This window comes from Methylobacterium mesophilicum (assembly GCF_036441335.1).
Taxonomy (GTDB): domain Bacteria; phylum Pseudomonadota; class Alphaproteobacteria; order Rhizobiales; family Beijerinckiaceae; genus Methylobacterium; species Methylobacterium mesophilicum_B.
In genome coordinates, this window is sequence record NZ_MLBW01000026.1 from 218,317 (window position 1) to 242,534 (window position 24,218).

Sequence of the window (24,218 nt, forward strand, 5' to 3'; positions counted from 1 at the left end):
CGGGGACACGACGCCCACCGGGGCAAAACGCCTGCGTGGGGTGACGGGACGTCGGCCCGGCGCAGGAGCGAGAGTCGATCAGCGGCGCATGTCCTTGGGCAGGTGCTTGATCGGGTCGGTCCGCCCACCCTGGTCCTTGCCTTGAACCGTTCCTTCCGACTGCATCACGTCCGTCGAGGATTGGATGGCGCTCGGCGGAGCGACCTGTCCGGTGGACTGGTCGCGCGGTGCGGCGCCGTTGCCCGTCACCGTCGACGTCCCGGGCGGGAGCGTCCCGGCCGTCGGCTGGTCGATGGCGCTCCTGGCCGACTGCGCGGCGGCCGGGAGCGCCGAAGCTAAGCCCCCCGAAGACAGGATGGCGGTGCAGGCGAGCAACCTGGCCATGGTCCGCACAGGGCGGACATGTCGATGCGTAGACACTGAGAAACGTGCTCCTGTTCAGGCACACGACCGATAGGCATGCCGACTTGCAAGCATCCCCCGTCCGCCTTGGTTCCTGACCGGAATGTCCGACTCAGGCAGGTCGGCCTCGTGGTCTTCGGTCGGGGAAGCCCTCTTCAACCCGTCCAGGGGGGCGGCTCCCGTGCAGATGAATTTTTGCCGAACGGTTTCCGGCGCCGCACGTTACCGACCGCGATAAAGCGCCCGCGGGGGCGCGCCGCTGCCGTTGGCCGGAGGCCCGGGCTCGGTCGGCGGAGGCCCTGCACACGGAGTTCCAGCGTGAAGAAGACTTTCCTCGCCGCACTCGCCGTCACCGGCCTGGCCGGCATCGGCCTTGCCACCACGACCCTGCCGTCCGCGGCCCTGCCGATGAACGCGGCCGGCGTCACCGCCCCGGCCAATGCAGACCTCGTGCAGGTGCGCATGCACCGGCGCCACCGGATGCGCCAGGGCTCGGCCAGCCGCGGCAACGCCGGCATGCCCTCGCGCGGCGCCCGCGGGCAGCAGTACGGCGGGACCACCGGCGGTCCGCGGCGCTGATCTCCAGCCACTCCATGGCGCCTCGACCCATGGCGCCTCGACCCATGGCGGCTCGAAGCGCCGCGGGTGACCATGCGCCGCCGGATGGCACGACCGCCTCCGGCGGCCTTCTCAGGCCCCGCGGGGCTCCATGATCTTCTCCGAAGCGCTCGGGCGGCTCGAAGAACTGGGTCGCTCGGCCGTGGCACTCCTGCCCGGGCTGGCCATCGCGCTCGTCCTGTTCGGCATCGGCCTGCTGATCGCCAAGGGCGTGCGCGCCGCCGTCCGACGCGCGGCGGAACTGCGCGACGCCTCCCCGGGCTCGGCTTCCGTCCTCGGCCGCATCGCGGGGGGCGTGACGGTCCTGGTCTCGTTCCTGGTGGCCGCGTCCGTGGCCTTTCCCTCGGTCTCGGCGGCCGACCTGTTCAACCTGCTCGGCATCGGCGGCGTGGCCATCGGCTTCGCCTTCCGCGACGTCCTCCAGAACCTGCTCGCAGGCATCCTGATCCTGCTGACCCGTCCCTTCGTGATCGGGGACCAGATCCGCGCCGGCTCGCACGAGGGCACCGTCGAGGACGTCTGGGTGCGCGCCACGGTGCTGCGGACCTACGACAACCAGCGCGTGCTGATCCCCAACGCCACGCTGTTCGTCGACAAGATCACGGTGATCACCGCCCACGACAAGCGGCGCCTCTCCTTCCCGCTGACCATCGGCAACGGCGACGACATCCGCGAGGCGCGCCGGGTCATCGTCGAGGCCTTGCAAGGGACGGAAGGGGTGCTGGCCGACCCGCCGCCGGAGGCGCTGGTCACGGGGCTCGGTGCGGCCGGTGTCGACATGACCGCCCGTCTCTGGATCGACCCTCCCCGTCGCCGGGATGCGGTCGACGCCCTCGACCACGCCATCGCCAACGTGAAGGAAGCGCTCACCTCGGCCGGCATCGACCTGCCGTACCCGACGAGCCAAGTGCTGTTCCACGACCAGACCGAGGAGACCGACGGCGATCGTACGCGACAGCGCGAGGGCTGGCCCGCGGGGAAGGGGCCGCCGCGTGCCCGCTGGCGGGTGCTGCGAGAGGACGCCGCCGCCGGCCACCGTGCGGAGGAGCGGGCGTGACGGCGCGGCTGCGAGCGTGGATCGAGATCCTCGGCGACCTGTTCTGGCTCCGGCCGGCCCTGATCGTGCTCGGCTGCATCCTGCTCGCCCAGTTCGGGGTCTGGCTGGAGACGGCCCACGTCGCCGGCTACGACGCCTCCTCGCCGGACACGAACTGGGGCTATTCCGGCGGCGCCGAGGGGGCCCGCGGCCTTCTCAGCGCCATCGCGTCCTCCAACATCGGGGTCGCCGGCACGACCTTCTCCATCACCATCGCCGCGCTCACCCTGGCCTCGGGCCAGATGGGGCCCCGACTCCTGCGCAACTTCATCCGCGACGCCCGCAACCAGACGGTGCTCGGCATCTTCCTCGGGACCTTCGCCTATTCCCTGATGGTCCTGCGGACGGTCCGTACCGTCGAGGAGGACCCGTTCGTCCCGCACCTCGCCATCACCGGCGCGCTTGTCCTGGCCCTGGTCGCACTCGGGACGCTGGTCTGGTTCGTCCACCACATCGCCACGAGCATCAACATCGAGACCGTGGTCGACGCCGTCCAGCAGGACCTGTGCAAGGCCATCGAGGCCCGTACCCTCGACGCGGCCGATGCGGCCAGGCCCGCGGACGCGTCGACCGGCAGCGCCGTCGCCACCACCGGAGGCGGTTACCTGCAGGCCGTCGACACGGACGCCCTGGCCGATTGGGCCGAGGAGCGCCGCGTCACCGTCGTCCTGCGGGTCCGCCCCGGCGACTACGTGCCCAGCGGCTTCCCCGTCGCGTTCCTGTCCGCGGGCGTCCAGGGCGCCGACGCGGCCATCGCGCGTGCGGTCACCCTCGGGCGCCGACCCACCTCGCTGCAGGACCTGGAATACTCGATCCGGCAGTTGGTCGAGATCGCGGTCCGGGCCCTGTCGCCGGGCATCAACGACCCGTTCACGGCCGGCAGCGTCGTGGACCATCTCGGCGACGCCCTGTGCCGCATCGCGCCGCGCCACCTGCCGACCGGCGCTGTCGTCCGGACGGGGCGTGTCGTCCTGGTCCATCCCGTGACCGATTACGACGGCCTGTGCGACGCCATGTTCCACATGATCCGGCAGAACTCCGCCGGGTCCGTGCTCGTCCTCGGTCGGATGCTCGACGTGCTGGCACGCGTCGCCGAGGTCGAGCGTCTCACGACGCGCCTGCGCGAGTTGCGCCGTCACGCCGACCTCGTGCAGGCCGCGGCCGAGCGGGACGTGGCCGATCCCCACGACCTCGACGACCTCCGTCAGCGCCACGCCAAGTTCGTCGCCATGCACGAGGAGGGTGAGGTCGTCTGAGACCTCGACATCCTCACCGGCCTGAACCCGCGTCTCGTCGTCGGGGCGGCCGCGCGACGATGCCGGAAACTCGTCCGGCAGACTTGCCCCGTCATCGGCCAAGCCGGCCATGGACGCCGACCCTGGTCCGGGGCGGAACGCAGCCCCGGCAATCCTTCTTTCCCTTTCGTGGAATTGCGGAATCTGACGGTTGACCTTCCAACTGTTGGAAGCCCCACCTCTCGCATCGACGAGGCTGATGGCGTGGCGCATCCGGCCCACGCCGACCAGCGGGCATTCGCGACGCCTGGTCGGGAGGCGATGGCCGTCACGATGGCCGTCACGATGGCCGTCAGCCCGCGTTGGACTGTCGGCACAGCCCCCGCTCCTCGCTCGAAAGGAAACCGTGATGCTCGACACGACCCGCAAGGCCACCGTCTACCGGATGGTGATGGACAAGCACGTCTGCCCGTTCGGCTTGAAGACCAAGGACCTGCTCGAACGCGAGGGGTTCACCGTCGACGACCATTGGCTGACGACCCGCGACGAGACCGACGCCTTCAAGGCCGAGCACGGCGTGAAGACGACGCCGCAGACCTTCATCAACGGCGAGCGGGTCGGTGGCTACGACGACCTGCGCCGCCACCTCGGCAAGGCGGTCAAGGACCCGAAGGCCACCAGCTACGCGCCCGTGGCTGCGGTGTTCGCGATGACCGCCCTGATGGCGCTGGCGGCGAGCTACGCCGTCTCTGGCACGCCCCTGACGGTACGGGCCGGCGAGTGGTTCATCGCCTTCAGCATGTGCGTGCTGGCCATCCTCAAGCTGCAGGACGTCGAGACCTTCTCGTCGATGTTCCTGGGCTACGACCTGCTCGCCCAGCGCTGGGTGCGCTACGCCTACGCCTATCCCTTCTGCGAGGCGCTGGCCGGCGTTCTGATGGTGGCGGGCGCCCTGAACTGGCTGTCCATTCCCGTCGCCCTGGTCATCGGCACGGTCGGTGCGGTCTCAGTCTTCAAGGCGGTCTACGTCGATAAGCGCGAGATCAAGTGCGCCTGCGTCGGTGGTTCGGGCAGCGTGCCGCTCGGCTTCGTCTCGCTGACCGAGAACCTGATGATGGTCGCGATGGCCGTCTGGATGCTGATCGCTCACCATTGAGTGGGATGGCCATGACGGTTCCCCACTGGCTGCACGTCCTCGCCGCGTCCTGTCTGCTGCTCGGGGCGGCATGCGCCCTCATCGTCTCGGTCGACGTGATCCGCCGGCCGCAGCACATGGCCGTGATGAACGTGGTCTGGCCGGTGACGGCGCTGTTCGGCACACTCGCCGTCGTCTGGGCCTACTTCCGTTACGGCCGCCTCGCCACGATGGAGGCGCACCATCACGCCGAGGAGCGGGGCGAGAAGCCGCCGAACATGACTGACACGCCCTTCCCGGTGATGGTGGGAAAGGGCGCGCTCCACTGCGGCGCCGGATGCATGCTCGGCGACGTCGCCGCGGAATGGCTGGCGTTCCTGGTCCCCGCGGTGGCTGTCTGGTTCGGCTGGCACTCTATCTTCGCGGAGAAGATGTATGCGGTCTGGGTGCTGGATTTCCTGTTCGCCTTCTGGCTCGGCATCGTATTCCAGTATTTCGCCATCGTGCCGATGCGGGGCTTGTCGCCGGGCGAGGGCATCTGGGCCGCGCTCAAGGCCGACACCCTGTCGCTGATCTCCTGGCAGGTCGGCATGTACGGCTTCATGGCGCTGGCGCAGTTCTCCATCCTGCCCGCCCTGGGTGCGCCCAGGGTCGCGGTGAACACGGTCGCGTTCTGGTTCGTGATGCAGCTCGCGATGGCCGCGGGGTTCGTCACAGCCTACCCGGTGAACTGGTGGCTCGTGGCGGCAGGCATCAAGGAGCGCATGTGAGACCGCCCCCCGTTCACCGACAGGCCGATTGGGCCGTGCATCGCCGGACCGTACCCTCTTTGACGACAAGCCGGTCGGCCCCCATCCGAGCACGCTGACGCAGCGTCCGGCGCGGACTCAACCCGCGCGAACGTTCCTGGCCGCTCGCCCGTTCTCTGACCCTTCATGTCTGCCTGACGACTGACCGGGCCTATCGACGGCAGCTCGCGGCCCAGGATCGCCGCCGCTTGGCAGCGTCGCATCAACGCCTTGACCGCTCTTTCCGACGACCTTCCATCCGCGCCCCCGAGGCGCCGCTCACGTCCGTCTCCCGCCGAGCAGGCGACCGGGATGATGGGGCGTACCGACCCGTACCGCCCTCAGAGCTGGGGCAGGGTCCGCGACCCGTCCAGGCCAGCCATGCCGCCGCCCGTCGACGCGGTGGCTGCGAGCGCTCCAGTCGGACGAGGGGTCCGCGTGCCGCAATCCCATGCGGAACCGTCGAATCCCTCGAACCAGGCCCTGCGTTCACGCGAGTCCGCCGGGTAAGGACAGGCGTAGCGCGGCCGTCCGACGGTCCGGGCACGCGCGCCTTGCTTGTTGATGTCCATGATCATGAGCACCGCCTTGCAGCCGGCACGAAGCGTTTGTGTCGACGACGAGGAACGGCCATGGCGAAGCGGCCGACAAGGAGTTTTCCCTCGATCGGCCGTTCTCTCCGACAGGCGTCAGGCTCGCACTGACAAACCTCTGTGCGGAACAAGCTTGACCGTTGCGGCCAGGACAGCTGCTTTCGGTTGGGCGGGGCGAACACCGGTAGAGCTCGGGGGCGCGCCCTGTGCCCCCTCCCCCCAACACGTGAACGATCAGGTGTTCTTCTTGCTGTACTTGAACTCGGGCGCGCTCTTCAGCGCGTCCTTGTCAGTGTCCACCATCGCCTTGAGCGACCCATCGGCGCGATGCAGGAAGATCGATGACGGGTCGACCAGCACGTAGCGCTCGCCCATGCCGAGGAAGCCGCCGACGCTGACGACGACGCCGGTCACCGTCTTGCCGTTGTCGATGACGAGATCCTCGATCTCGCCGACATTCTCGTTCCTGTTGTTGTAGAGGTTCTTGCCCACGAGCTTCGAGGACGTGACCTCGGCCGGCTTGGCCGTGACGAACTTGATCTTGGCGGTCGCCGTGTCGGCCATCGTCATTCCGCCCGCGCCCCCGGCGGCCGTAGCCCCGCCGTTCGGGGCCGCCGGCATCGCGGTGCCGGCGGCCGGCGGCATCGCCATCGGCTTCGCCGGGTCGTTCGCGGGCTGGGCCGCCTGCTTGTCCTGTGCGAGGGCGGGCATCGCGAACAGGGCGCTGGCAGCGATGGTGCTGATGAGTGCGTTCTTCATGGCTTGGACCTCGGATTTTCGCATGGACGACCCGGCACCGGCAGTCCGTGGACCGCGCGATGCCAGCCGAATTCGGCCGCGTGGCGGAGGGGAGCCTTGTCCGGCACCGAGCGACCTTCGCCGCGCTTCGCCCGCATCTTAGTAGCCGCAGTAAGGGCGGCCCACGCCGTAGCCGTAGCGGTAGCCGACCGGGGCATAGGGGTACCCGTAGCCGTAGGACGCCCCGTAATAGGCGGGTCGGCCGGCCGCGGCGGCGAGCCCGAAGCCCAAACCAGCGGCGAGGCCCAGGCTACGATAGCCGCGGCGGTAGCCGTAGCGGCCGTAGTGGTGCCCGTAGCCGAAGCGCGCCGGACGGAAGCCGATGCCGCGGTACCCACGGTAATGGCCCCGGAAGCCGTGACGAGGGCCTCGGAAGCCTCGGTAATGACCTCTGAAGCCGCGATGATGGCCCCGGAAGCCCAGCCCCCTGTGGCCGTGGACGCCGTGGTGATGGCCGACGAAGCCATGTCCCCGACCGAAGGGCCGCGCCTCGCTCGACGGCGAGAACAGGACGAGGCTGGATGCTGCCGCGAGGGCGATCGAAAGGCGTTTCATCAACTCGGCTCCCTGATGGCTTCGGGGTGGCCGTCCGCGGCTGGCTGTTGAGCCGCGGGACGGTCTCGATGGTCGAAGTGCCTACGGAACGGTTCGGATCGGCGACCGCAGTTCGGCCGCCGGTGTCGCCGCGCCCTGGATACCGTTCAGGCTCGGAGGGCGGCGCCCATCCCGCTCGACAGGTGATCTGTGGTGCGGGGCGCGGGCTTGCAGTCGGAGAAGACCGCAGGCCTGTGGGGACAACCCTGACAGCGCAGAGGGGAGCCCCCGTCACGACGGTCATGCTCGCCGCGTTCTGCCTGCTGATGGCCTCCGACCTCGTTGCCGGCGCGCTGGAGGCCGTCGGATAAGGTCCTGAGACGCCGGCGCTCCCGCGGCGCACGGGTGCCCGGAGCGCCGGCGCCTCAGGTGATGCCCCGGCTCACTGGCCTGCGGGCTTCTCGGCCGGGGGCGCGGCGGCCGGTGCCGGTGCGACGGGGGAAGCCGGGTTGGCCGGTGCCGGTGTCGTAGGGGTAGCCACCGGGCTGGCCGGTGGCGTCTCCGCCTTCTTCTCGTCCTTGCATGCGGCGAGTGCCAGCAGGCCGGCGAGCGGTACGAGGGTGCGCAGACGCATGGTATCCTTGGGGTGAGCGTGTCTTCGGGTGGCGGCCGCATCGCGCCGCCGGATCAGCGAGCGCGGTGGAGCGGTCCGGAAGGTCAGGGGCAAGGGTGGCGTGCGCCGTCGTTGCCCAGGTACGTGCCGCTCGCCGCGTCGTAGGAGCGGAACCGACGGGCACAGGCGGCGACCGTCTCGGCCTCCGCCGCGCCCCGGGCGGCCTGCGCCTGCGAATTGGCGATGGCGCCGCCGATGAGCGCCCCGGCGGCCAAGCCGCCGAGACCCGCGCCGACGGCGCCACCGACACCAGGCCCCCTGCGGTAGCCGTAGCCGCGCCGGTACCCGTCAGGGCGGCCGTAGCGATGGTGCCGATGACCGAAGCGGCGGTACTGGGCGTAGCTCGTCGGCAGGGCTCCGGCGGACAACGCCTCGATCGGGCTTCCGGGCGGCTCGGCCATGGCGGGCTGGGCGAGGAGCAATGCCGGGACCGCGACGGTAAGGACGGGAGTGAGCTTCATGTCGAACGATGTCCTTCGGTTCGCAGGGCTGGATTGACTGCGGATAGGCCGGCAGTCGCGTTGAGGATCGGGAACCCATGAGATGACCGATGCCGACGTTCGGTTCGGGCGTTTCGGAAGCCGAGGATTCGGCCGTTGCGGAGTCAGCACCCTGATGGTGGGCACCGGAGCGTTCCCGGTACTTGCCGCGTATCCAGAAACTGCCGTGACAACCGCCGCGGCCTTCGTCCCCCGGTTTCGTGACCGCCTGCCCCGCATGGGCGGGCGGCCTTCGCGTTTCCGCTCCAGACTTATCGGGGGCTCGGGACCTGTGGTCCTCGTTCGGCTCGCCTCTTCGGGAGCCCTCTGCCGTGCCCTCCTTCGGCAAACTGAGATCGTGCCGGTTCAGGCGGGCACCGGTCAGGCCCGAGGGCCGTGTCGGCGCTCGTCGCCCGGGAGCGGCACCATCGCTCCGACCGACCGCTCCGACCGACGTGAACGGCGCTCAATGGCTATAAAGGCAGGGCGTGCGAAGCGTCGTGAGAAGCTCGTGGGTCAGGCTGCCGAACACCAGCTCGCGCATCTTCGAGTGCCCGTAGGCCCCCGCCACCACGAGGTCTGCCGCCTCGTCTCGGACGAGCCTGATCACAGCCTCGACGACGTTTGTCGTCTCCGAAAGCTCGACCCGCTCGCACCGCACGTCGTGGCTCTTCAGGTAAGCCTCGGCCGCCCCGGCGTTTGTCTCCGCCTTCGCCGAGGCGACAGTCAGGAGAAGGACACGTTCCGCCTCCCGCAGCAGCGGCAAGGCGTCCGCGACGGCACGCCGGGCCTCGCGCGTGTCCTTCCATGCGATGACGGCGCATTTGAGGGGCAGGTCATCGAGATCCGACGGTGTGACGAGCACGGGGCGACCCGCGCGCAGGATGATCTCGGCCGGGCTCAGCGCCTGGACGATATCGCCCGGGTCGCCGTCGTCCAGGCCTCGCGCGACCAGCAGGTCGCAGCGCGCGCATTCCGAGACCACGCACTCCAAGGGCTCCCGCTCGTAAACGCGCAACCGGGCCTTGCCGTAACCGCTGGTCATCTCCCGGAAGACCGCCTCCTGTCTGGACAGCTCATCCCGCGCACCGGCGGCGGCCGTCTCGATGATCTGGTTGTCCAGGTACGATCCCTTTCCGTAGATCGAGATCGGAAGCGGGTTCTGCGCCGCAACGCCGGTCAGGCGCGCATCGAAGCGCCTGGCCAGGTTGCAGGCCAGTCGGACCCGTCCCGTAGTGCTGCTGCTGGCATCGAGGCTGACCATGATATTGGAAAGCGTCATGACGACCTGTCAGAGAGCCTGCGAGCATCCGCAGCGAAGCCCAGCATCGGACGACGCTCAATCGCCGCGGACGAAGATATGAGCCTTCGCCAGTGTCGGAGCGGAGACATCGCCGGCTGGGCGTTGAATGGACGTCGACAGCCTAACTGTTTTGGTGTTCGCATCGAGTCCGTGCGAACCCGTCCTGCCGTCAGGATAACCCCTACGCATCGTCGCGAAAATCGGGGTGTCTGGCCGGCAATCGGCGGTCCAATCGTCGGCCTACGCTGACGCAAGCGCCAAGCATTCTGAATGTGAGGCGGTCCTGGTGACGGCGTCTCGCGCTCGGCGCCTGATCCGGACGACTTCACTCGTCAGCAGACGGCGTGTTCGCTGCGCAAGGTGGATACCGATTGTGTGCCGCCGTCCCACTCTGGCACGCGCGTGGGCATCCGGCGCGCCTTGGTCGACGATTTGATCCTGTTCCAGCTTCAGCTGCGCTTCGCGGCCGCGATGTACCGGCAATCTGGCATGGCAGAACCCGGCCGCCCACCGAAGTGAGCAACTTCGTCTGAAGCTCCTCCTTCCGAGGCGAGGAGGTGTGCAACGTAGTGCGTCGCCAACGCGCGGATGAGCGGTGCAAACGCACTGATCGACCACGGCAGGGTCCCTTCGAGCCAGAGACTGTCGGCAGCCACGCAGAGGTTGCCGCTCAGGTTTTGGCCGAGCACGCGTGCGGCGAAGGTGCGGCTGCCTTCGAACCAGTCCGTCGTCGCGACGCGGACGTTTCGTTTCTCAAGCCGGCGCAGCACCGGTCCCAGCCGCTGATCCAAGCGGCGCCGGACTTCGGCGACGCTCAGATGATGAGGGATCGCGAGTGTGAAGTGCTTCGGCATCAGCCTTCCCATTGTGGACGGATCACGGATCCGTGAGGTCCGGTTAATGCCCAGTCACCGCCTCGGCGCGGGAGCCATATGGGCAGGCTTGCTGCCGTACCTCCCGACACGAGATCGCGCCGATGTCAGGTTTGTCCTGACACGACTGCGGTCTTCTCCAGCTATGTATGTGCCTCCTCGCGACAAATCTCCCGCCTGTGCCGCCACGGAGAGACCGCGGTACCGAGTCAGCCGTTATGATCTCCGGCGTGAAACGGATCTTCGCCCGGCTGGCGATCTGCTGGCCATCCGTTGGCAGCTCCCGACTCCGAGACATTCGGGAGGGTTCTGCACCACGAATCTGAGGTGGCGGGCGACCAGATCGAGGCGCCTCGACGATCTGTCGAGCGGGAGCGATCGAACCCGCCGGGGCCCGATATTCGCCCACTGACCTGCTTGTAGTAAAAGCAGGCCATCATCGCAGTCGTTCGGGGACACACGGCCGGGGCTGATCTTGGCTCCGGCATCGATCTCACCTTCAATCACGGCAGATGACGACAGAGCTGGCGCGAGGCGACAATCACCGCTTGTCATCTGAGGAATTGTATTCAAAACTCAAATGATCGATCCCGGATGGGATACGGCGAGCAGGTCGGAAAAACCGGCCGCGCGCAAAGCACTTGGAGGAAGCGTCGTGAAGCTTTTCAGGACGACCCTGTTCGTCGCCGCGCTGGCACTCGTGGCGAATACGGCGATTGCCCAGGTCGAGGTCAAGCTCGGCCATGTCGGCGAGCCCGGCTCGCTGTTCGATCAGACGACCGCGGAATTTGCCCAGCGCGCGAATACGAAGCTCGCCGGGAAGGCGAAGGTGGTCGTGTTCGGGTCCAGCCAGCTCGGCAGCGACGACGAGATGCTGAAGAAGCTCAAGCTCGGCACCCTCGATCTCGCCCTGCCCTCGACGGTGATGACCACGGTGGCGCCCGAATTCGGGCTGTTCGAGATGCCCTACCTCGTCAAGGACCGGGCCCATGCGGCCAAGATCCGCGACGCGATCATCAAGCCGGTCCTCGCGCCCATCGCCGCCAAGGCGGGCTACACGATCATCGCCACCTGGGAGAACGGGTTCCGCCAGATCACGAACAGCAAGCGCCCGATCAAGGAGCCCGCGGATCTCAAGGGGATCAAGCTCCGGGTGCCGAAGGGCGTGTGGCGCGTGAAGATGTTCCAGGCCTACGACGCGACGCCGAGCCCGATGGCGTTCTCGGAGGTCTTCGTGGCGCTCCAGACCGGCGTTATGGATGGCCAGGAGAACCCCCTGGCGCAGATCTACCCGGCCCGCTTCCAAGAGGTTCAGAAGTACCTCTCGCTCACCGGCCACGTCTACACGCCGGCCTGCCTCATCGCCGGGCGCCGCTGGAAGGGCCTGCCCGAGGACGTGCGCAAGGCACTGGAGGAGACCGCCGTCGAGATGGAGCCCCGGGCGCTCGAAATCGCCGCCAAACTCGACGACGACCTGCTCGGCAAGCTCAAGGCGGCGGGCATGCAGGTGAACGAAGCGGACAAGAAGGCTTTCATCGACGCGTCGAAGCCGGTCTACGACGAGTTCTCCAAGGACGTCTCCGGCGGTCGCGAGCTGATCGACAAGGCGCTGGCCCTCGGCAACGGATCCTGATCCGCCACCCCACCGGATACCGATCCCTGCACGTCCCGATCCCGTCCAGGCGGGATCGCGCGGGAGCCTGAGACCCACGCATGCAAACCGTCCGCCGCTGGTTCGACCGCTGTCTGGAGGCCATCGCGGCGCTCCTGATGGCGGCGCTGACGATCATCCTCGTCCTGGGCTTCGTCTACCGGTTCCTCGGTATGTCGTTGGTCTGGTACGATGAGGTCGCGTCGATCGGGCTCGCCTGGCTCACCTATTACGGCAGTGCGCTCGCGGCGCATCGCGAGGCGCATATCGGCTTCCCCGGCATCGTCAACGCGTTCCCGCCGGGGCTGCGCGTCGCCGTCACCCTGGTGGCCGAAGCCATCGTGATCGGCTTCTTCCTGCTGTTGGCCGTCTACGGGACGGAGGTCGTCATGGTCCTCCAGGGCTCGACGCTGGTGTCGCTGCCCGCCGTCTCCCAGACGGTCACGCAGTCCGTGATCCCGATCGCCTCGGTCCTGTTCATCGTCGCCGAGCTGCTGCGCCTGCCGGAGGTGATCCACGACGCCCGCACCGGAGGGTTCGAGGACCATGAACTGAAGGAAGCGCTGGGCTCGACCGACTCGGCGCGGGAACCCGCACTCGGGAAGGCCCGGTCATGACCGCACTCCTGGTCTGCATGTTCTGCGGCCTGTTCGGGATGGTGCTCCTGAACGTGCCCATCGCGGTGGCGCTGGGCGTCGTGGCGGTGGCCGCCATGTGGTTCACGCAAGGAGCCGATTCGCTGCCGAACGCCGCCCTGGTCATGTTCGAGGGGGCGACGAACTTTCCGCTGCTCGCCATCCCGCTGTTCATTTTCGCGGGCGGCATCATGAACTCGTCGTCGATCTCGCGGCGGCTGGTGAATCTCGCCTCCGCCATGCTGGGCTTCGTCCGCGGCGGCCTCGCGATGGTGACCATCGGCGCCTCGATGTTCTTCGCAGAGATCTCCGGCTCGGCGGTGGCCGGCGTGGCAGCCCTGGGCACGCTCCTGATCCCGGCGATGAAGAGCCGGGGCTACTCGAAGGAGTTCTCCGCAGCGGTGTCCTCGTCGTCGGCGAGCCTCGCGATCATCCTTCCCCCCTCGATCCCGATGATCCTCTACGCCGTCATGGCGCAGGTCTCGGTGGTGAAGATGTTCATCTCCGGCCTGCTCCCGGGTCTGCTCGGTGCGGCCGGCCTCGCCTTGGCGAGCTACGGCTACGCGCGCAAGTACGACTTCCCGGTCGAGCAGGGCTTCTCGCTGGCGGTGCTGGGAACAGCCCTGCGCGAGGCGCTCTGGGCGCTGATGCTGCCGGTCATCATCCTGGGCGGGATCTTCGGCGGCTTCGTCACGGCCACCGAGGGGGCCGCCGTCGCGGTCGTGGCGGCACTGCTGATCGCCACGCTGGTCTACCGCGAACTCTCCCTGGCAGATCTCTACAAGGCGCTGGTCGACGCGGCCATCCAGACCGCGGTCGTGATGCTGTTGGTGGCGGCGTCGGCGCTGATCGGGGTCCTGCTCACCGAGGCGCAGGTGCCGCAGGCCCTCGCCCGGTCGATCCAGAGCTACACCACCAATCCCTATCTGGTCCTGCTGCTGCTCAACGTCCTGTTCCTGATCCTCGGCATGTTCCTGCACTCGGCGGCCGCTATCATCCTGACGGTGCCGATCGTGCTGCCGCTGATCCAGCAGGTCGGCATCGATCCGGTCCATTTCGGGCTGGTTCTCACCCTGAACCTCGCCATCGGGCAGCAGACCCCGCCGGTGGCCTCCGTGCTGATCGCCGCCTGCGCCATCGCCAAGGCGGACATCTGGGAAACCACCAAGGTCAATCTCGGCTATATCGGCGTGCTGCTCATGGTGCTGCTGATCTGCACCTACCTGCCCTGGCTCGCCCTGGCGCCGATCCACTGGTTCTACGGCGCGGCCGCGGGGGGTTGAGGGGCGCCCGCGGCCGCGCCGGGGCTGCGGGTACCGGCGCGTCCGGCGGGCAGGGCCTGAGAGCGTGACCGGATCCGCCCGCGGCCCGAGGAAGGCGGGCATCGGACGGCACGGCGCGCCGCGGCGGACCCGGCAAACGGCAGTCTACCCACGCCGTCGGGGCGTGGAGCGCTCCTTTGCCGGCCACCCGTTTCCGCAGGCTCGTCAACGACTCCGAGCGCTGTGCCGGCACCCTGGCGGACCTGCACCGCGTCGCTTTCGCCCGCCCCATGCCCAGACAGGCCGCTCGTCGCGCCACGGATTCCCAGCAGACCCTCGCGCCGATGGCGCTGACCACCAGAGATCATTCACGCGATGGGGGGATGGGCCAGGCTGTCCGGCAATTATTTGCGGTCAGGTGCGCGATGGGGTGTCGGAAGCCATCCCCCTGCCCCATCCAGGCCGAGCAGACAGGCAGTAAAAACTGCAAGAATAACTCAATCCGGGCGCAGGCCGAGTTGCGACTTATCGGTGAGCCGGTCATTGCGAAATGTGATCGTGAGATTGGCGCCGTACGATCCGCGCCCGAGCCAGGAATACGTCGCGCGCTGGACGTCCCCGATGAGCAGGTGGGAAACCCGCCGGCCGTCGCACCCCAGACGGGAGCGCACCTGCCGATATGTCATCCCCCGTGCGAGAGAGGCGTACTGCGCGCGGTCGACGCGGCAGCCTGTCCGCCATGCGGCCCATATCGGCGTGACGGATGCCATCTGAAGCAGGGCCGAGACCAGTGCGACAGCGAGTGAGAATCGCATCGTCCGGTCAGCCCGGGTTGCCCGCGGCACGCCGATCGGCGTCCGGCGCTTGAGGCTCGACCGCAGCCCCGGCATCCGCGGACCGGATCTCCACTCTGAGGTTCTCTCGCATGTCCTGGAGGTGATCGGTCACCACCCGCTCGCCGGCCCTGAGCCCGGTCAGGATCGCGGTCGCGTCGCCGAAGCTGTCGCCGGTGGTCACGGGCTTCTGGCGCACCACGCCCTCATCGTCCACGACGTAGACGATCTGCTGGGCGAGCCGCGCCGACAGCGCGACCGTCGGGACCAGGAGCTTCTCCTCGGTGCCGGTCTTGACCCGGGCACGGACGAACTGACCGGGCAGGAAGCGCTCGTCGGTGTTCGGCAGCAGCGCGCGCACGAGGCGCCGGGCGGTGCGGGGATCGAACCGATTGTCGAGCTGGTAGACCTTGGCGTCGCGCACCGGCTTGCCGGCCTCGTCCAGCACCTCCACGCTCACGGGCCCGTTCTGCATCGCCTCGCGCAGAGCCTCGGAATCCTCGGAAGACAGGGCCATCTGCACGTCGATGGGGTCGAGCTGGACAACGCTGACCAGCTCCGTCTGGTTCTCGATGACGAGGTCGCCGGGGTTGATGATCGACAGGCTCGCCCGCCCATCGAAGGGTGCGTTGACCACCGCGTAGTCGAGGTTGAGGTTCTGCCGGGCAATCGCGGCCTCGGCCCCCTGGACCTGCGCCGAAGCCGAGGCCGCGTTCGACTGGAGCTGCTGCAGCCGCTGCTCGGAGGCGTAGCCCTTGTCGGCCAGGGTGTCGGTGCGGCTCACCTCGGCCTGGGCGAATTGGAGCTGCGCCTTGGCCTGCGCCTCCTGCGCCTTGGCCTGGGCCAGCGCCACCTGGAACGGGCGCGGATCGATCCGGAACAGCACCTGTCCCTTCTTCACGTGGCTGCCCGGCTCGAAGGGACGCTCGGTGACGTTGCCGGTCACCCGGGCCTGCAGGGCCGCGTCCTGGGGCGCGATGATCGTGCCCGTGTAGGTGAAGCTGATCGGCACGGATTCCGTCCGCGCCGCCACGACTGTCACGGCGAGGGTCGGTTCGGTCTCGGCGGTCGCGGCGGGCTTGTCCGACCCCGGCAGAGCGGCCATCACGGCGGACGGCTGCGGCCGGCCCAGGGCCAACCAGCCACCCGCCGCCAGGACCAGGGCTGCCCCGCAGCCGAGCAATCCGTATCGCACCCCCGCCCGCACGCCGTCCGCTCCCCTTTGCGGCGCTGCGCGCGCCGGACCGGACAGGGAACACGCCAAACGCGCTCGCGTTGCACGCCCGGTCCTCGTGGCCCTCCCCGCAGCGCCGAGGTGCGATGTTCGCCCGCTTCGTCGACCGGCCGATCCTGGCGGCCGTCATCTCGGTGCTGATCACCCTGATCGGCGCCGTGGCCGGCCTGACCCTGCCGATCGCGCAGTTCCCCGAGATCGCGCCGCCAATCATCAACATCCAGGCGACCTATCCGGGTGCCAGCGCGCAGCAGGCCTACGACGCGGTCACGACGCCCCTGGAGCAGGAGATCAACGGCGCCCAGCACCTGCTCTACATCGCCTCGACCAGCAACACCGACGGCAGCGTCAACCTCGACGCCACCTTCGAGATCGGCTCCGACCTCGACGCCGCCGCCGCCGAGGTGCTGACCCGCGCCAACCGGGCCGAGGCGAAGCTTCCGGCCTCGGTGCGCGCGCAGGGTCTGGAGATCCAGAAGAGCTCCCGCCAGCGGCTCGGCAACATCGTGCTCTACGCCGATCCGGGCGCGCCCTACGACGAGCTGTTCCTGGCCAACTGGGCCGAGACCCAGGTGATCAAGCCACTGCGCCGGGTCGACGGCATGGGCCGGATCCAGAACTTCTCCCAGAAGCGCTACGCCATGCGCCTGTGGCTCGATCCGGTGAAGATGGAGGCGCTCGCGATCAGCCCCGACGCGGTCATCAAGGCCGTGAGCCAGCAGAACGAGCAGATCACCACCGGCTCCCTCGGCAAGCCGCCGACCGACGGCAAGCCCACCGCCTTCGAGCTGCAGGTCGTGACCCAGGGACGGCTCAGCCAGCCCCAGGAATTCGCCAACATCCTGCTGCGGGCGAACCCCGACGGCTCCGTGGTCCGGGTCCGCGACGTGGCGCGGGTGGAATTGGGTTCGGAGCAGTACGGCGTGCGATCGAGCTTCGACGGGCAGCCCTCGGCGACGCTCGGCCTCTACCAGACGCCCGGCGCCAACGCCGTCCACGTCATGGACGGCGTGAAGGCCACCATGGCCGAGCTGGCGCGGCGCTTCCCGCCCGGGCTCAGATACAAGATCGCCCTCGACCGCACCGAGTTCGTCCGGGAGGCGATCCGCGAGGTGGTGCACACCCTGTTCGAGGCGCTGATCCTCGTCGTGGTGGTCACCTACCTGTTCCTGCAGAACTGGCGCGCGACGCTGATCCCCTCGATCGCGGTGCCGGTCGCGCTGGTCGGGACCTTCGGGCCGATGGCGCTGCTCGGCTTCTCATTCAACACCCTGAGCCTGCTCGGCATGGTGCTGGCGGTCGGCCTCGTGGTCGACGACGCGATCATCGTTGTCGAGAATACCGAGCGGCTGATGGACGAGGGGATGGAGCCGCGCCCGGCCTCCCGGGAGGCGGTGAACGAGGTCGCCGGCCCGGTGATCGCCACCACCCTGGTGCTGGCGGCCCTGTTCGTGCCGGTGGCCTTCATCCCGGGCCTGACCGGCCAGCTCTACAACCAGTTCGCCCTGACCATCGCGATCTCGGTGATGATCTCGGCCGTGGTCTCGCTGACCCTGACGCCGGCGCTCTGCGGCCTGATCCTGAAGCACCGCCCGGAGGGCGCCGGGGCGCACCGGAGTCGGTGGAGGGCGCCGCTGCGCTGGTTCAACCGGACGCTGGAGCGGGCCGCGGGCCTCCTCACCGCGATCATCGGCCGGCTCACCCGCCACCTGGCGCTGGTCGGCCTCGCCTTCGCGGTCTTCGCGGCGCTCACCGTGCTCCTCGTGATGCAGCGCCCGACCGGCTTCGTCCCGAACGAGGACCAGGGCTACTTCTTCGCCGACGTCGCCCTGCCCAAGGGCGCCGCGGTGGCGCGCACCGACCGGATGGTCGAGCGGCTCGGCAGGAGCCTGCGGGACATGCCGGAGGTCGATCACACGATCGGCGTCGTCGGCCGCAGCATCCTCGCCGACGCGGTGGCGCCGTTCTACGGGTTCCAGATCCCGGTCCTGAAGCCCTGGGGCGAGCGGGCGGCCTCGGCCGACGCCATCATCGCCCGCGTGCAGAAGGAATTCCGGCACGATCCGGACGGGAAGGTGCGGGTGGTCAACCCGTCGCCGCTGCCCGGCCTCGGCACCCGCAGCGGCCTGACGCTGGAGATCCAGGACCGCAGCGGCGCGGGCGGCATCAAGCTCGCCGAGGCGGCCCAGCGCTTCATCGACGAGATGGAGAAGAGCCCCAACATCGCCCAGGCGCTGCCGACGACGAGCTACGGCGTGCCGCAGATCCGCCTGGAGATCGACCGGGCCAAGGCCGAGCAGCTCGGCGTGCCCCTCCAGAACCTGTTCGACGCGCTCGGGACCTATGTCGGGTCGAGCTTCGTCAACCTCTTCAACCGCTTCGGCTTCGTCTATCAGGTCTACGTGCAGAGCGAGGCCACGGGACGGCGCACGATCCAGGATCTGGAGGCCCTGCCGGTCCTCAACAGCCGGGGCGCGCCGGTGCGGATCGGCTCGCTGGTGCGGGCGGAGTTCACCACCGGGCCCACCGCGGTCCTATCCTACAACACCTATCCGGCCATCGAGGTGGCGATCGAGGTGGCGTCCAGCGCGAGTTCCGGCACGGTGCTCAAGGAGGTCGAGGCCCTGGCCAAGAGCCGACTGCCCAGCGACTACGCGGTGGAATGGACCGATGTCGCCTATCAGGAGAAGGTCGCGGGCGGCTACGCGCCGCTGATCTTCGGGCTCGGCGTCCTGATGATCTTCCTGCTGCTCGCCGGGCAGTACGAGTCGTTGCGCCTGCCCTTCGTGATCCTGCTCGCGACGCCGATCGCGATCTTCGGCGCGATCGGCTTCCTGGCGGTGCGCGGGCTCGAACTCGACATATTCGGCCAGATCGGGTTGTTGCTGCTCGTGGGGCTGGCCGCCAAGAATTCGATCTTGCTCGTCTCCTTCGCGGAGGATCTGCGCCGCCAGGGTGAGGACGCCCTGAAAGCGGCGCAGGACGCGGCGCGCCTGCGCATGCGCCCGATCCTCATGACCTCCTTCGCGTTCATCACCGGATCGATCCCGCTGGCCATCGCGAGCGGTGCCGGAGCGCATGCCCGCGTCTCCATGGGCACGGTGGTGATCGGCGGGCTGGTCGTGGCAACCTTCATCACCCTGTTCATCACGCCGACCTTCTACGTCGCCTTCGAGCGGCTGCTCGGGCGCGGCGACGCTGCCGGGGAGACGCCTGGGAGCGGAGTCGCGGCTCAGCCTGCCGAGTAGAGCGGCGGCGCCGCTCCGAAGGCGGTGCCCGCCCTCGAGAAGGGTCCGCTCCGGAGGAGCGACCGGCGGCTCTCGGCCGTCTCCTGCCTGGTCCGTCGGCCCGCTCCGGGCCACGATGCTGGGAAGCCGACGGGCATCCATATCCGCTCCACGCCGATCTGGGCAGGCCGTCCATCGGCAGGTCGATCGCTCTCAGCGTGATCCGACAGGCGGCGTCTGGCTCAACGCGTCGCTGAGATTGCGGGAATCGAGATCGTGACGCGTACATAGATCGTGATTGAGCGCCGCTTCGAGATCTTTCGAGATCTTCTGCATCGCGATCCGTGAATCGGCCAGTCGATCTGGCTTGCGCGCACGCCATCATTGATTGGGGCGGCGCAACGCGGAGCTCCGCTAGGCGACCTGGAGGTCACAGGCGAGATCGACCAGCGGGCGGTAAGAGGCGATCGGTTGCGGCTTGCCGCGCAGATAGCCTTGGATCTCCGCACAACCGTGTTGCCGTAAGAAGGTCAGCTGCCCCTCGGTCTCGACGCCTTCCGCAATGACCGGAATGTCTAAGCTCTCGCCGAGACTGAGGATTGCCCGGACGATCGCCCCGCCCTTGCTGGTCACGCCGATCTGCCACACGAACGACCGATCGATCTTGATCTTGTCGAACGGAAAAGCTTCCAATGTGGCAAGTGATGAGTATCCCGTTCCGAAGTCATCCATCGAGATGCGCACGCCGAGCGCCTTCAGGTCGCGCAGCATCTCCTGCGCGCGCGCCGAGCCCTTCAGGAACAGGCTTTCGGTCACCTCGATCTCGAGACGGTCGGCCTTCAGCCCGGTCTCCGCGAGCACTGCAGCGACGACGTCGCACAGGGCGGCCTGCTGGAGCTGCGCGATCGAGAGATTGACGGCGATGCCGAGGGGAACGGCCCAACGCACCGCCTCTCGGCAAGCCTCACGGAGCACCCACTCGCCGAGCGGGAGGATCGCCCCTGTCTCCTCGGCCAGGGGGATGAACTCCGCCGGCGAAATCGTTCCGCGGGTCGGGTGGGTCCATCTCAGGAGCGCCTCGAAGCCGCAGGCGCGATCCGAGGCGACCCTGAACTGGGGCTGGTAGTGCAGTTCGAACTGACCCGTCCCGATGGCCGCGCGCAGGTCCAGAGCCAATCGTTGCCGCTCGAAGGCCACCTTATCCATCTCCGCCTCGAAAAAGCGGTAGGTGCCCTTGCTCTCCTTCTTGGCGCGCACGAGCGCCATATCGGAAGCGGACAGCAGCGCCTCGTAAGTGTCGCCATCGTGCGGGAAGAGGGCGATGCCGACACTGCAACTGACGGAATACCGCAGCTCACCGTCGGCGTAGGGCGCTGAGATCGCCTCGATGATAGCCTGGGCCCTCGCGGCAGCTTGCCCGGTGGTCGCGAGATCCGTCGCCAGCACCGCGAATTCGTCGCCACCGAGGCGGGCGACCGCGCCGCGCGCGCCGACCAAGTCCTTCAGGCGTCCGGCGACCTCGACCAGCAGGCGGTCTCCGGCCGGATGGCCGAAGAGATCGTTGACCTGCTTGAAGCCGTCGAGATCGAGACAGAGAAGGGCCACATCCCCGGCCCGATCGGCGCTGGCGGCCAGTTCGAGCTCGACGACCTCCTCGAAATGCAGACGGTTCGGCAATTGGGTCAGAACGTCGTGCCGCGCGAGGAAGCGCAGACGCGCTTCGCTCCGACGGCGCTCCGTAATGTCTTCATGCGTCGAGATCCAGCCTCCGTCCGGGAGGAGCACACGGAGGACGCTGATGTCCCGATCGTCGGCCATATGAACGACGCTCGCCGTGTCCGAAGGTACGCGGGGTAAGGGTGGCGTCAGCACCTCATCCCAGGCCCCCCCCGCGCCGCGGTGTTGCGCGAGGACGAAACTGCGCAGATCCTCGGCTCTCGTGCCGGGTTGCCGAAGGTGATCGGGGATCGCGTAGAGACCGGCGAAGCGCTCGTTCAAGATGACGAGCCGCGCGTCGGCGTCGAAGAGGCATAGTCCCTGGACCATGTTGTCGAGCGCGACGCCGAACCGTTCGTAATGGGCGCGCAAGTCGCGCTCGCTGCGGGCGCGTTCCTCGGCGCTCGCGATCCGCCGCTCGGCGCTCGCGCCCCGAAGAAAGAGCCGAAACAGGGCCGCGATGCAAACCAGAAGGAGGGCTGTTGCTGAACCGACCGCGAGCGCCTGCCTGCGGAAGGCGGCCAAGCACGCTTTCGTCGTGCGACTGATGCTGAGGATGAGCGGGTAGCTGGCCAGCGCCTTCGTCGCGATGATGCGTTCCTGATCGTCGACAGGGCTCACGTTGCGCATCACGCCGCCCTGGGGACTCTTCTGGGCGATCAGCGCGGCCCCCGTGGTCGGCAGGATCTTTCCGATCACGTTTTCCCGAGAGGGGTGGCGGACGAGCAGCATCCCGTCCTGGCGGAAGACCGAGACAACCGCGTCGTCGGTCGGCGCGATCTGCCGGTACAGGCGTTCGAAATAACCGAGTTCGATCGCGCCGAGCACGAGGCCGAGGAACGTCCCGTCGGGCGCCGTGACCTTCCGCGCGATGTAGATCGTCCAGGCACCGTCGCCGCGGTTCCGAACCGGCTGGCTGATGAACCGTTGCAGCTTCGGGTCCGAAGCGAGCGCCTTGAAGTAATCACGATCTGCGATGTTGACGTTCGGGATCGGCCAGAAGCGGCTGAAGTTCAGGAGCCGGCCGGTATGATCGACGATCGTGACCGCGTTGACCTGCGGCAAGGCCGCCACGCGGGCTCTGAGGGCCTCGTGTAAGTCGTGCCGGCTCGCCGCTGCCGCGTACTCTGAGGGCGTTGCGACCTGTGCGCCGGCCATATCCCCGATGATGGCTTCTTGAACGATTTCGAGGGCTTGGAGCGAGCGATCGGCCTGATCAGCGAGGATCGTTGAGAGGCCGACGAGGTTGCGTTCGGTATCCTGCAGCGCCTGACCGTACATGTCGGCGATCAAGACGATCCCGCCTGACGCAATCGCGATGGCGAGAACGACAAGCGACGTGACGAGGGCGGCGTATGACCGATCGGGCGATCCGAACATCACTGCGGTGCCGGCCCTCATTATGCAAACTTCTCCGGCGCGGAAGCGAAAGACGGAAGCGAAAACTGGGGCATGATCCGATTGGGCGCGCAATTTCCAGGCTTTCGCACACGTTCAGGCTCTTGCCGTCCAGCGCGTGGAGCTTGGTCGTCGTGTCCGCGTCAGAAAACAGAGCAGGGCGACCGGCTCTGGCAGATGATCATCCGAGCCATCTTGCGGCTGGCCTCGGGGCGGCCGGGTGCGCCACGCCGCACATAAGTCGCACACAATCGACTAATGCATCGTTGCTATGCTGACACGGCCGCGTCCGGGCAACGCCGATAGCGGTCCGAACGACCGCGTCGGGTGGCATGCGGAATGACCGCTCGGGGTGGATTTCCGCCGGTCCGCTTCCGCCCGTAGCTGGGGCGGGAGCGGACGTTCGCGGGTTCAGCCGATTCATGGCGCGACGACGACTCTGCTCATGAGCAGCCCACCTCGCGAAGACGGGCGTCAGGTTCAAGCGGACGGCGATCCGAATTCAGGGGTGCGCACCTCTCCAGCAACGGGATCGTAGAGGTCTGAGCGCGTCACGCTGACCGCACAGAGCTTCGCTCTGCGCGCGTCTGCAGCCTTGGTCAGAATCGGCCGAGCGCGTGCAGGCTGAGGTCGAAGCCCGGCGTCTTGCCCGTGGCGAGATCGGCCAGAACCTCGCCGACGACGCTGCAGAATTTGTAGCCGTGGCCTGAACAGGGCGAAGCGACGACCACCTGCGGCAGGTCCGGCAGCGTGTCGATCACGAAGTGCTCGTCGGGTGTGTTTGTGAAAAAACAGGCGCGAAGCGCCATGGTCGGACCGTTCGCGAGCGGGAAATAGCGGCTCACGCAGGGGCGCAGAACCTCCTCGTCGCGGGCGCTGCACTCGCGCGACAGCCCGTCGGCGCTGCCCGTCTCGCCCAGATGGTGCCAGCGGCCGATCTTGAAGCCCGGCACATGCCACATCGGGAAGCCGTAGAACTTGCCCTCGTCGACTTCCATGTTGAACACCGGGAAGCGGTCGGGCGCGAACAGGGCGGGGTCCTGCGGCTGGAACCACCCGAGCACCTGCCGCTCGGGCACCGCGGTCGTCCTGAGCTGCGGCACGAACTCACCCATCCACGAGCCCGCCGAGAGAATCAGGTGCCCCGCCTCGTAGGTGCCCCGCTCCGTCCGGACGCGCACGCCCGAGGCCGTCGGCTCCCAGCTCAGCGCCGGCTCCCGCGCCCGGATCTCGGCGCCGGCCGCCTGCGCCTGCGTGACGTGCGCGACGATCGCGCGCTCGGCCGAGACGAAGCCGCCGTCCGGCTGGAGGACGGCCCGGTGCGTGTCGGGCAGGTTGTAGCCCGGCGCCACGCGCCGCAGCTCGGCGCCGTCGAGCAGACGGTGCGGGAGGTCGTGCATCCGGCAGGCCGCGAGCGAGCCCTCGACCATGGCGCTGCCCTCCGGCCCCGCATCGATCGAGCCGGTGATGAAGAGGAGTTGCTCGCCGAAGCGTCCCTCCAGGTCCCGCCAGTTCTCGTAGGCGCGGCGCAGCAGCGGCACGTAGGAGGGGTCCTCGAAGTAGGCGAGGCGGATGATCCGGTTGAAGCCATGCGAGGACCCCATGGCGTGCGGGATGTCGAAGCGCTCGAGGCCCAGGACCCGGACGCCCCGGCGGGCGAGATGGCAGCAGGCGGCCGATCCCATGCCGCCGACGCCGAGCACGATGACGTCGTAGGTGTTCGCAGACATCGTGAG

The 24,218-nt window shown here is 68.4% G+C and carries 20 protein-coding genes; 9 read left to right on the top strand and 11 right to left on the bottom strand.

Annotation, left to right across the window (positions count from 1 at the left end; genetic code table 11):
- Window positions 1–78: 78 nt before the first annotated feature.
- A complete protein-coding gene (locus tag MMR14E_RS17135) occupies window positions 79–384 on the bottom strand; it encodes a hypothetical protein (protein WP_331315888.1) in 306 nt (101 codons plus the stop codon).
- A 336-nt stretch (window positions 385–720) separates the two neighbouring features.
- Between MMR14E_RS17135 and MMR14E_RS17140 the strand changes: the two genes are divergently transcribed.
- From MMR14E_RS17140 to MMR14E_RS17160, 5 genes are all read left to right on the top strand, one after another.
- Window positions 721–981 (top strand): hypothetical protein, encoded by a 261-nt coding sequence (locus MMR14E_RS17140; protein WP_331315890.1) that lies wholly within the window; start codon window positions 721–723, stop codon window positions 979–981.
- A 130-nt stretch (window positions 982–1,111) separates the two neighbouring features.
- A complete protein-coding gene (locus MMR14E_RS17145) occupies window positions 1,112–2,077 on the top strand; it encodes a mechanosensitive ion channel family protein (protein WP_331315891.1) in 966 nt (321 codons plus the stop codon).
- Window positions 2,074–3,372: a DUF2254 domain-containing protein gene (locus MMR14E_RS17150; RefSeq protein WP_331315892.1), complete on the top strand. Its 1,299-nt coding sequence runs from the start codon at window positions 2,074–2,076 to the stop codon at window positions 3,370–3,372. The genes MMR14E_RS17145 and MMR14E_RS17150 overlap by 4 nt, the downstream gene beginning before the upstream one ends.
- Window positions 3,373–3,760: 388 nt before the next feature.
- Window positions 3,761–4,507 (top strand): glutaredoxin, encoded by a 747-nt coding sequence (locus tag MMR14E_RS17155; protein WP_331315894.1) that lies wholly within the window; start codon window positions 3,761–3,763, stop codon window positions 4,505–4,507.
- Between the two features lie 5 nt (window positions 4,508–4,512).
- Window positions 4,513–5,256 carry a DUF4396 domain-containing protein gene (locus MMR14E_RS17160; protein WP_419539362.1) on the top strand — a complete coding sequence of 248 codons (744 nt, stop codon included), beginning with the start codon at window positions 4,513–4,515 and terminating at the stop codon, window positions 5,254–5,256.
- A 359-nt stretch (window positions 5,257–5,615) separates the two neighbouring features.
- Here the strand turns inward: MMR14E_RS17160 and MMR14E_RS17165 are convergent, their stop codons facing one another.
- The 6 genes from MMR14E_RS17165 to MMR14E_RS17190 all read right to left on the bottom strand — a co-directional run bounded on the left by MMR14E_RS17165 (window position 5,616) and on the right by MMR14E_RS17190 (window position 10,508).
- On the bottom strand, window positions 5,616–5,852 hold the full coding sequence (locus MMR14E_RS17165; protein ID WP_331315898.1) for a ribosome modulation factor: 237 nt from the start codon (window positions 5,850–5,852) through the stop codon (window positions 5,616–5,618).
- Window positions 5,853–6,101: 249 nt separating this feature from the next.
- Window positions 6,102–6,626 carry a PRC-barrel domain-containing protein gene (locus MMR14E_RS17170; RefSeq protein WP_331315900.1) on the bottom strand — a complete coding sequence of 175 codons (525 nt, stop codon included), beginning with the start codon at window positions 6,624–6,626 and terminating at the stop codon, window positions 6,102–6,104.
- A gap of 138 nt (window positions 6,627–6,764) precedes the next feature.
- A complete protein-coding gene (locus tag MMR14E_RS17175; protein WP_331315901.1) occupies window positions 6,765–7,220 on the bottom strand; it encodes a hypothetical protein in 456 nt (151 codons plus the stop codon).
- A gap of 696 nt (window positions 7,221–7,916) precedes the next feature.
- Window positions 7,917–8,333: a BA14K family protein gene (locus MMR14E_RS17180; protein ID WP_331315902.1), complete on the bottom strand. Its 417-nt coding sequence runs from the start codon at window positions 8,331–8,333 to the stop codon at window positions 7,917–7,919.
- A 484-nt stretch (window positions 8,334–8,817) separates the two neighbouring features.
- Window positions 8,818–9,633 (bottom strand): universal stress protein, encoded by an 816-nt coding sequence (locus MMR14E_RS17185; RefSeq protein ID WP_331315904.1) that lies wholly within the window; start codon window positions 9,631–9,633, stop codon window positions 8,818–8,820.
- Between the two features lie 470 nt (window positions 9,634–10,103).
- The gene (locus MMR14E_RS17190) at window positions 10,104–10,508 is read right to left on the bottom strand and encodes a hypothetical protein (protein WP_331315906.1); all 405 of its coding nucleotides are present in this window, start codon (window positions 10,506–10,508) and stop codon (window positions 10,104–10,106) included.
- Window positions 10,509–11,181: 673 nt separating this feature from the next.
- On the opposite strand from MMR14E_RS17190, the gene MMR14E_RS17195 reads away from it, so the two are divergent.
- From MMR14E_RS17195 to MMR14E_RS17205, 3 genes are all read left to right on the top strand, one after another.
- On the top strand, window positions 11,182–12,159 hold the full coding sequence (locus tag MMR14E_RS17195; protein ID WP_331315908.1) for a TRAP transporter substrate-binding protein: 978 nt from the start codon (window positions 11,182–11,184) through the stop codon (window positions 12,157–12,159).
- 80 nt (window positions 12,160–12,239) lie between these two features.
- Window positions 12,240–12,794, top strand: a complete 555-nt coding sequence (locus MMR14E_RS17200) for a TRAP transporter small permease (protein ID WP_331315910.1) — start codon at window positions 12,240–12,242, stop codon at window positions 12,792–12,794.
- Window positions 12,791–14,095: a TRAP transporter large permease gene (locus MMR14E_RS17205; protein WP_331315912.1), complete on the top strand. Its 1,305-nt coding sequence runs from the start codon at window positions 12,791–12,793 to the stop codon at window positions 14,093–14,095. The genes MMR14E_RS17200 and MMR14E_RS17205 overlap by 4 nt, the downstream gene beginning before the upstream one ends.
- Window positions 14,096–14,571: 476 nt before the next feature.
- Here MMR14E_RS17205 and MMR14E_RS17210 read toward each other — a convergent pair whose 3' ends face one another.
- Window positions 14,572–14,964 carry a DUF3862 domain-containing protein gene (locus tag MMR14E_RS17210; protein ID WP_331315914.1) on the bottom strand — a complete coding sequence of 131 codons (393 nt, stop codon included), beginning with the start codon at window positions 14,962–14,964 and terminating at the stop codon, window positions 14,572–14,574.
- Window positions 14,897–16,114: an efflux RND transporter periplasmic adaptor subunit gene (locus MMR14E_RS17215; RefSeq protein WP_331315915.1), complete on the bottom strand. Its 1,218-nt coding sequence runs from the start codon at window positions 16,112–16,114 to the stop codon at window positions 14,897–14,899. Before MMR14E_RS17215 ends, MMR14E_RS17210 begins: the two co-directional genes overlap by 68 nt.
- A gap of 113 nt (window positions 16,115–16,227) precedes the next feature.
- Here MMR14E_RS17215 and MMR14E_RS17220 point away from each other — a divergent pair, with 113 nt between their 5' ends.
- Window positions 16,228–19,389 (top strand): efflux RND transporter permease subunit, encoded by a 3,162-nt coding sequence (locus MMR14E_RS17220; RefSeq protein WP_331315917.1) that lies wholly within the window; start codon window positions 16,228–16,230, stop codon window positions 19,387–19,389.
- A 393-nt stretch (window positions 19,390–19,782) separates the two neighbouring features.
- Here MMR14E_RS17220 and MMR14E_RS17225 read toward each other — a convergent pair whose 3' ends face one another.
- Window positions 19,783–22,485, bottom strand: coding sequence for an EAL domain-containing protein (locus tag MMR14E_RS17225; RefSeq protein WP_331315918.1), 2,703 nt, complete (start codon window positions 22,483–22,485; stop codon window positions 19,783–19,785).
- A gap of 596 nt (window positions 22,486–23,081) precedes the next feature.
- Window positions 23,082–24,212 carry an N-methyl-L-tryptophan oxidase gene (gene solA, locus MMR14E_RS17230; protein WP_331315920.1) on the bottom strand — a complete coding sequence of 377 codons (1,131 nt, stop codon included), beginning with the start codon at window positions 24,210–24,212 and terminating at the stop codon, window positions 23,082–23,084.
- Window positions 24,213–24,218: the final 6 nt, after the last annotated feature.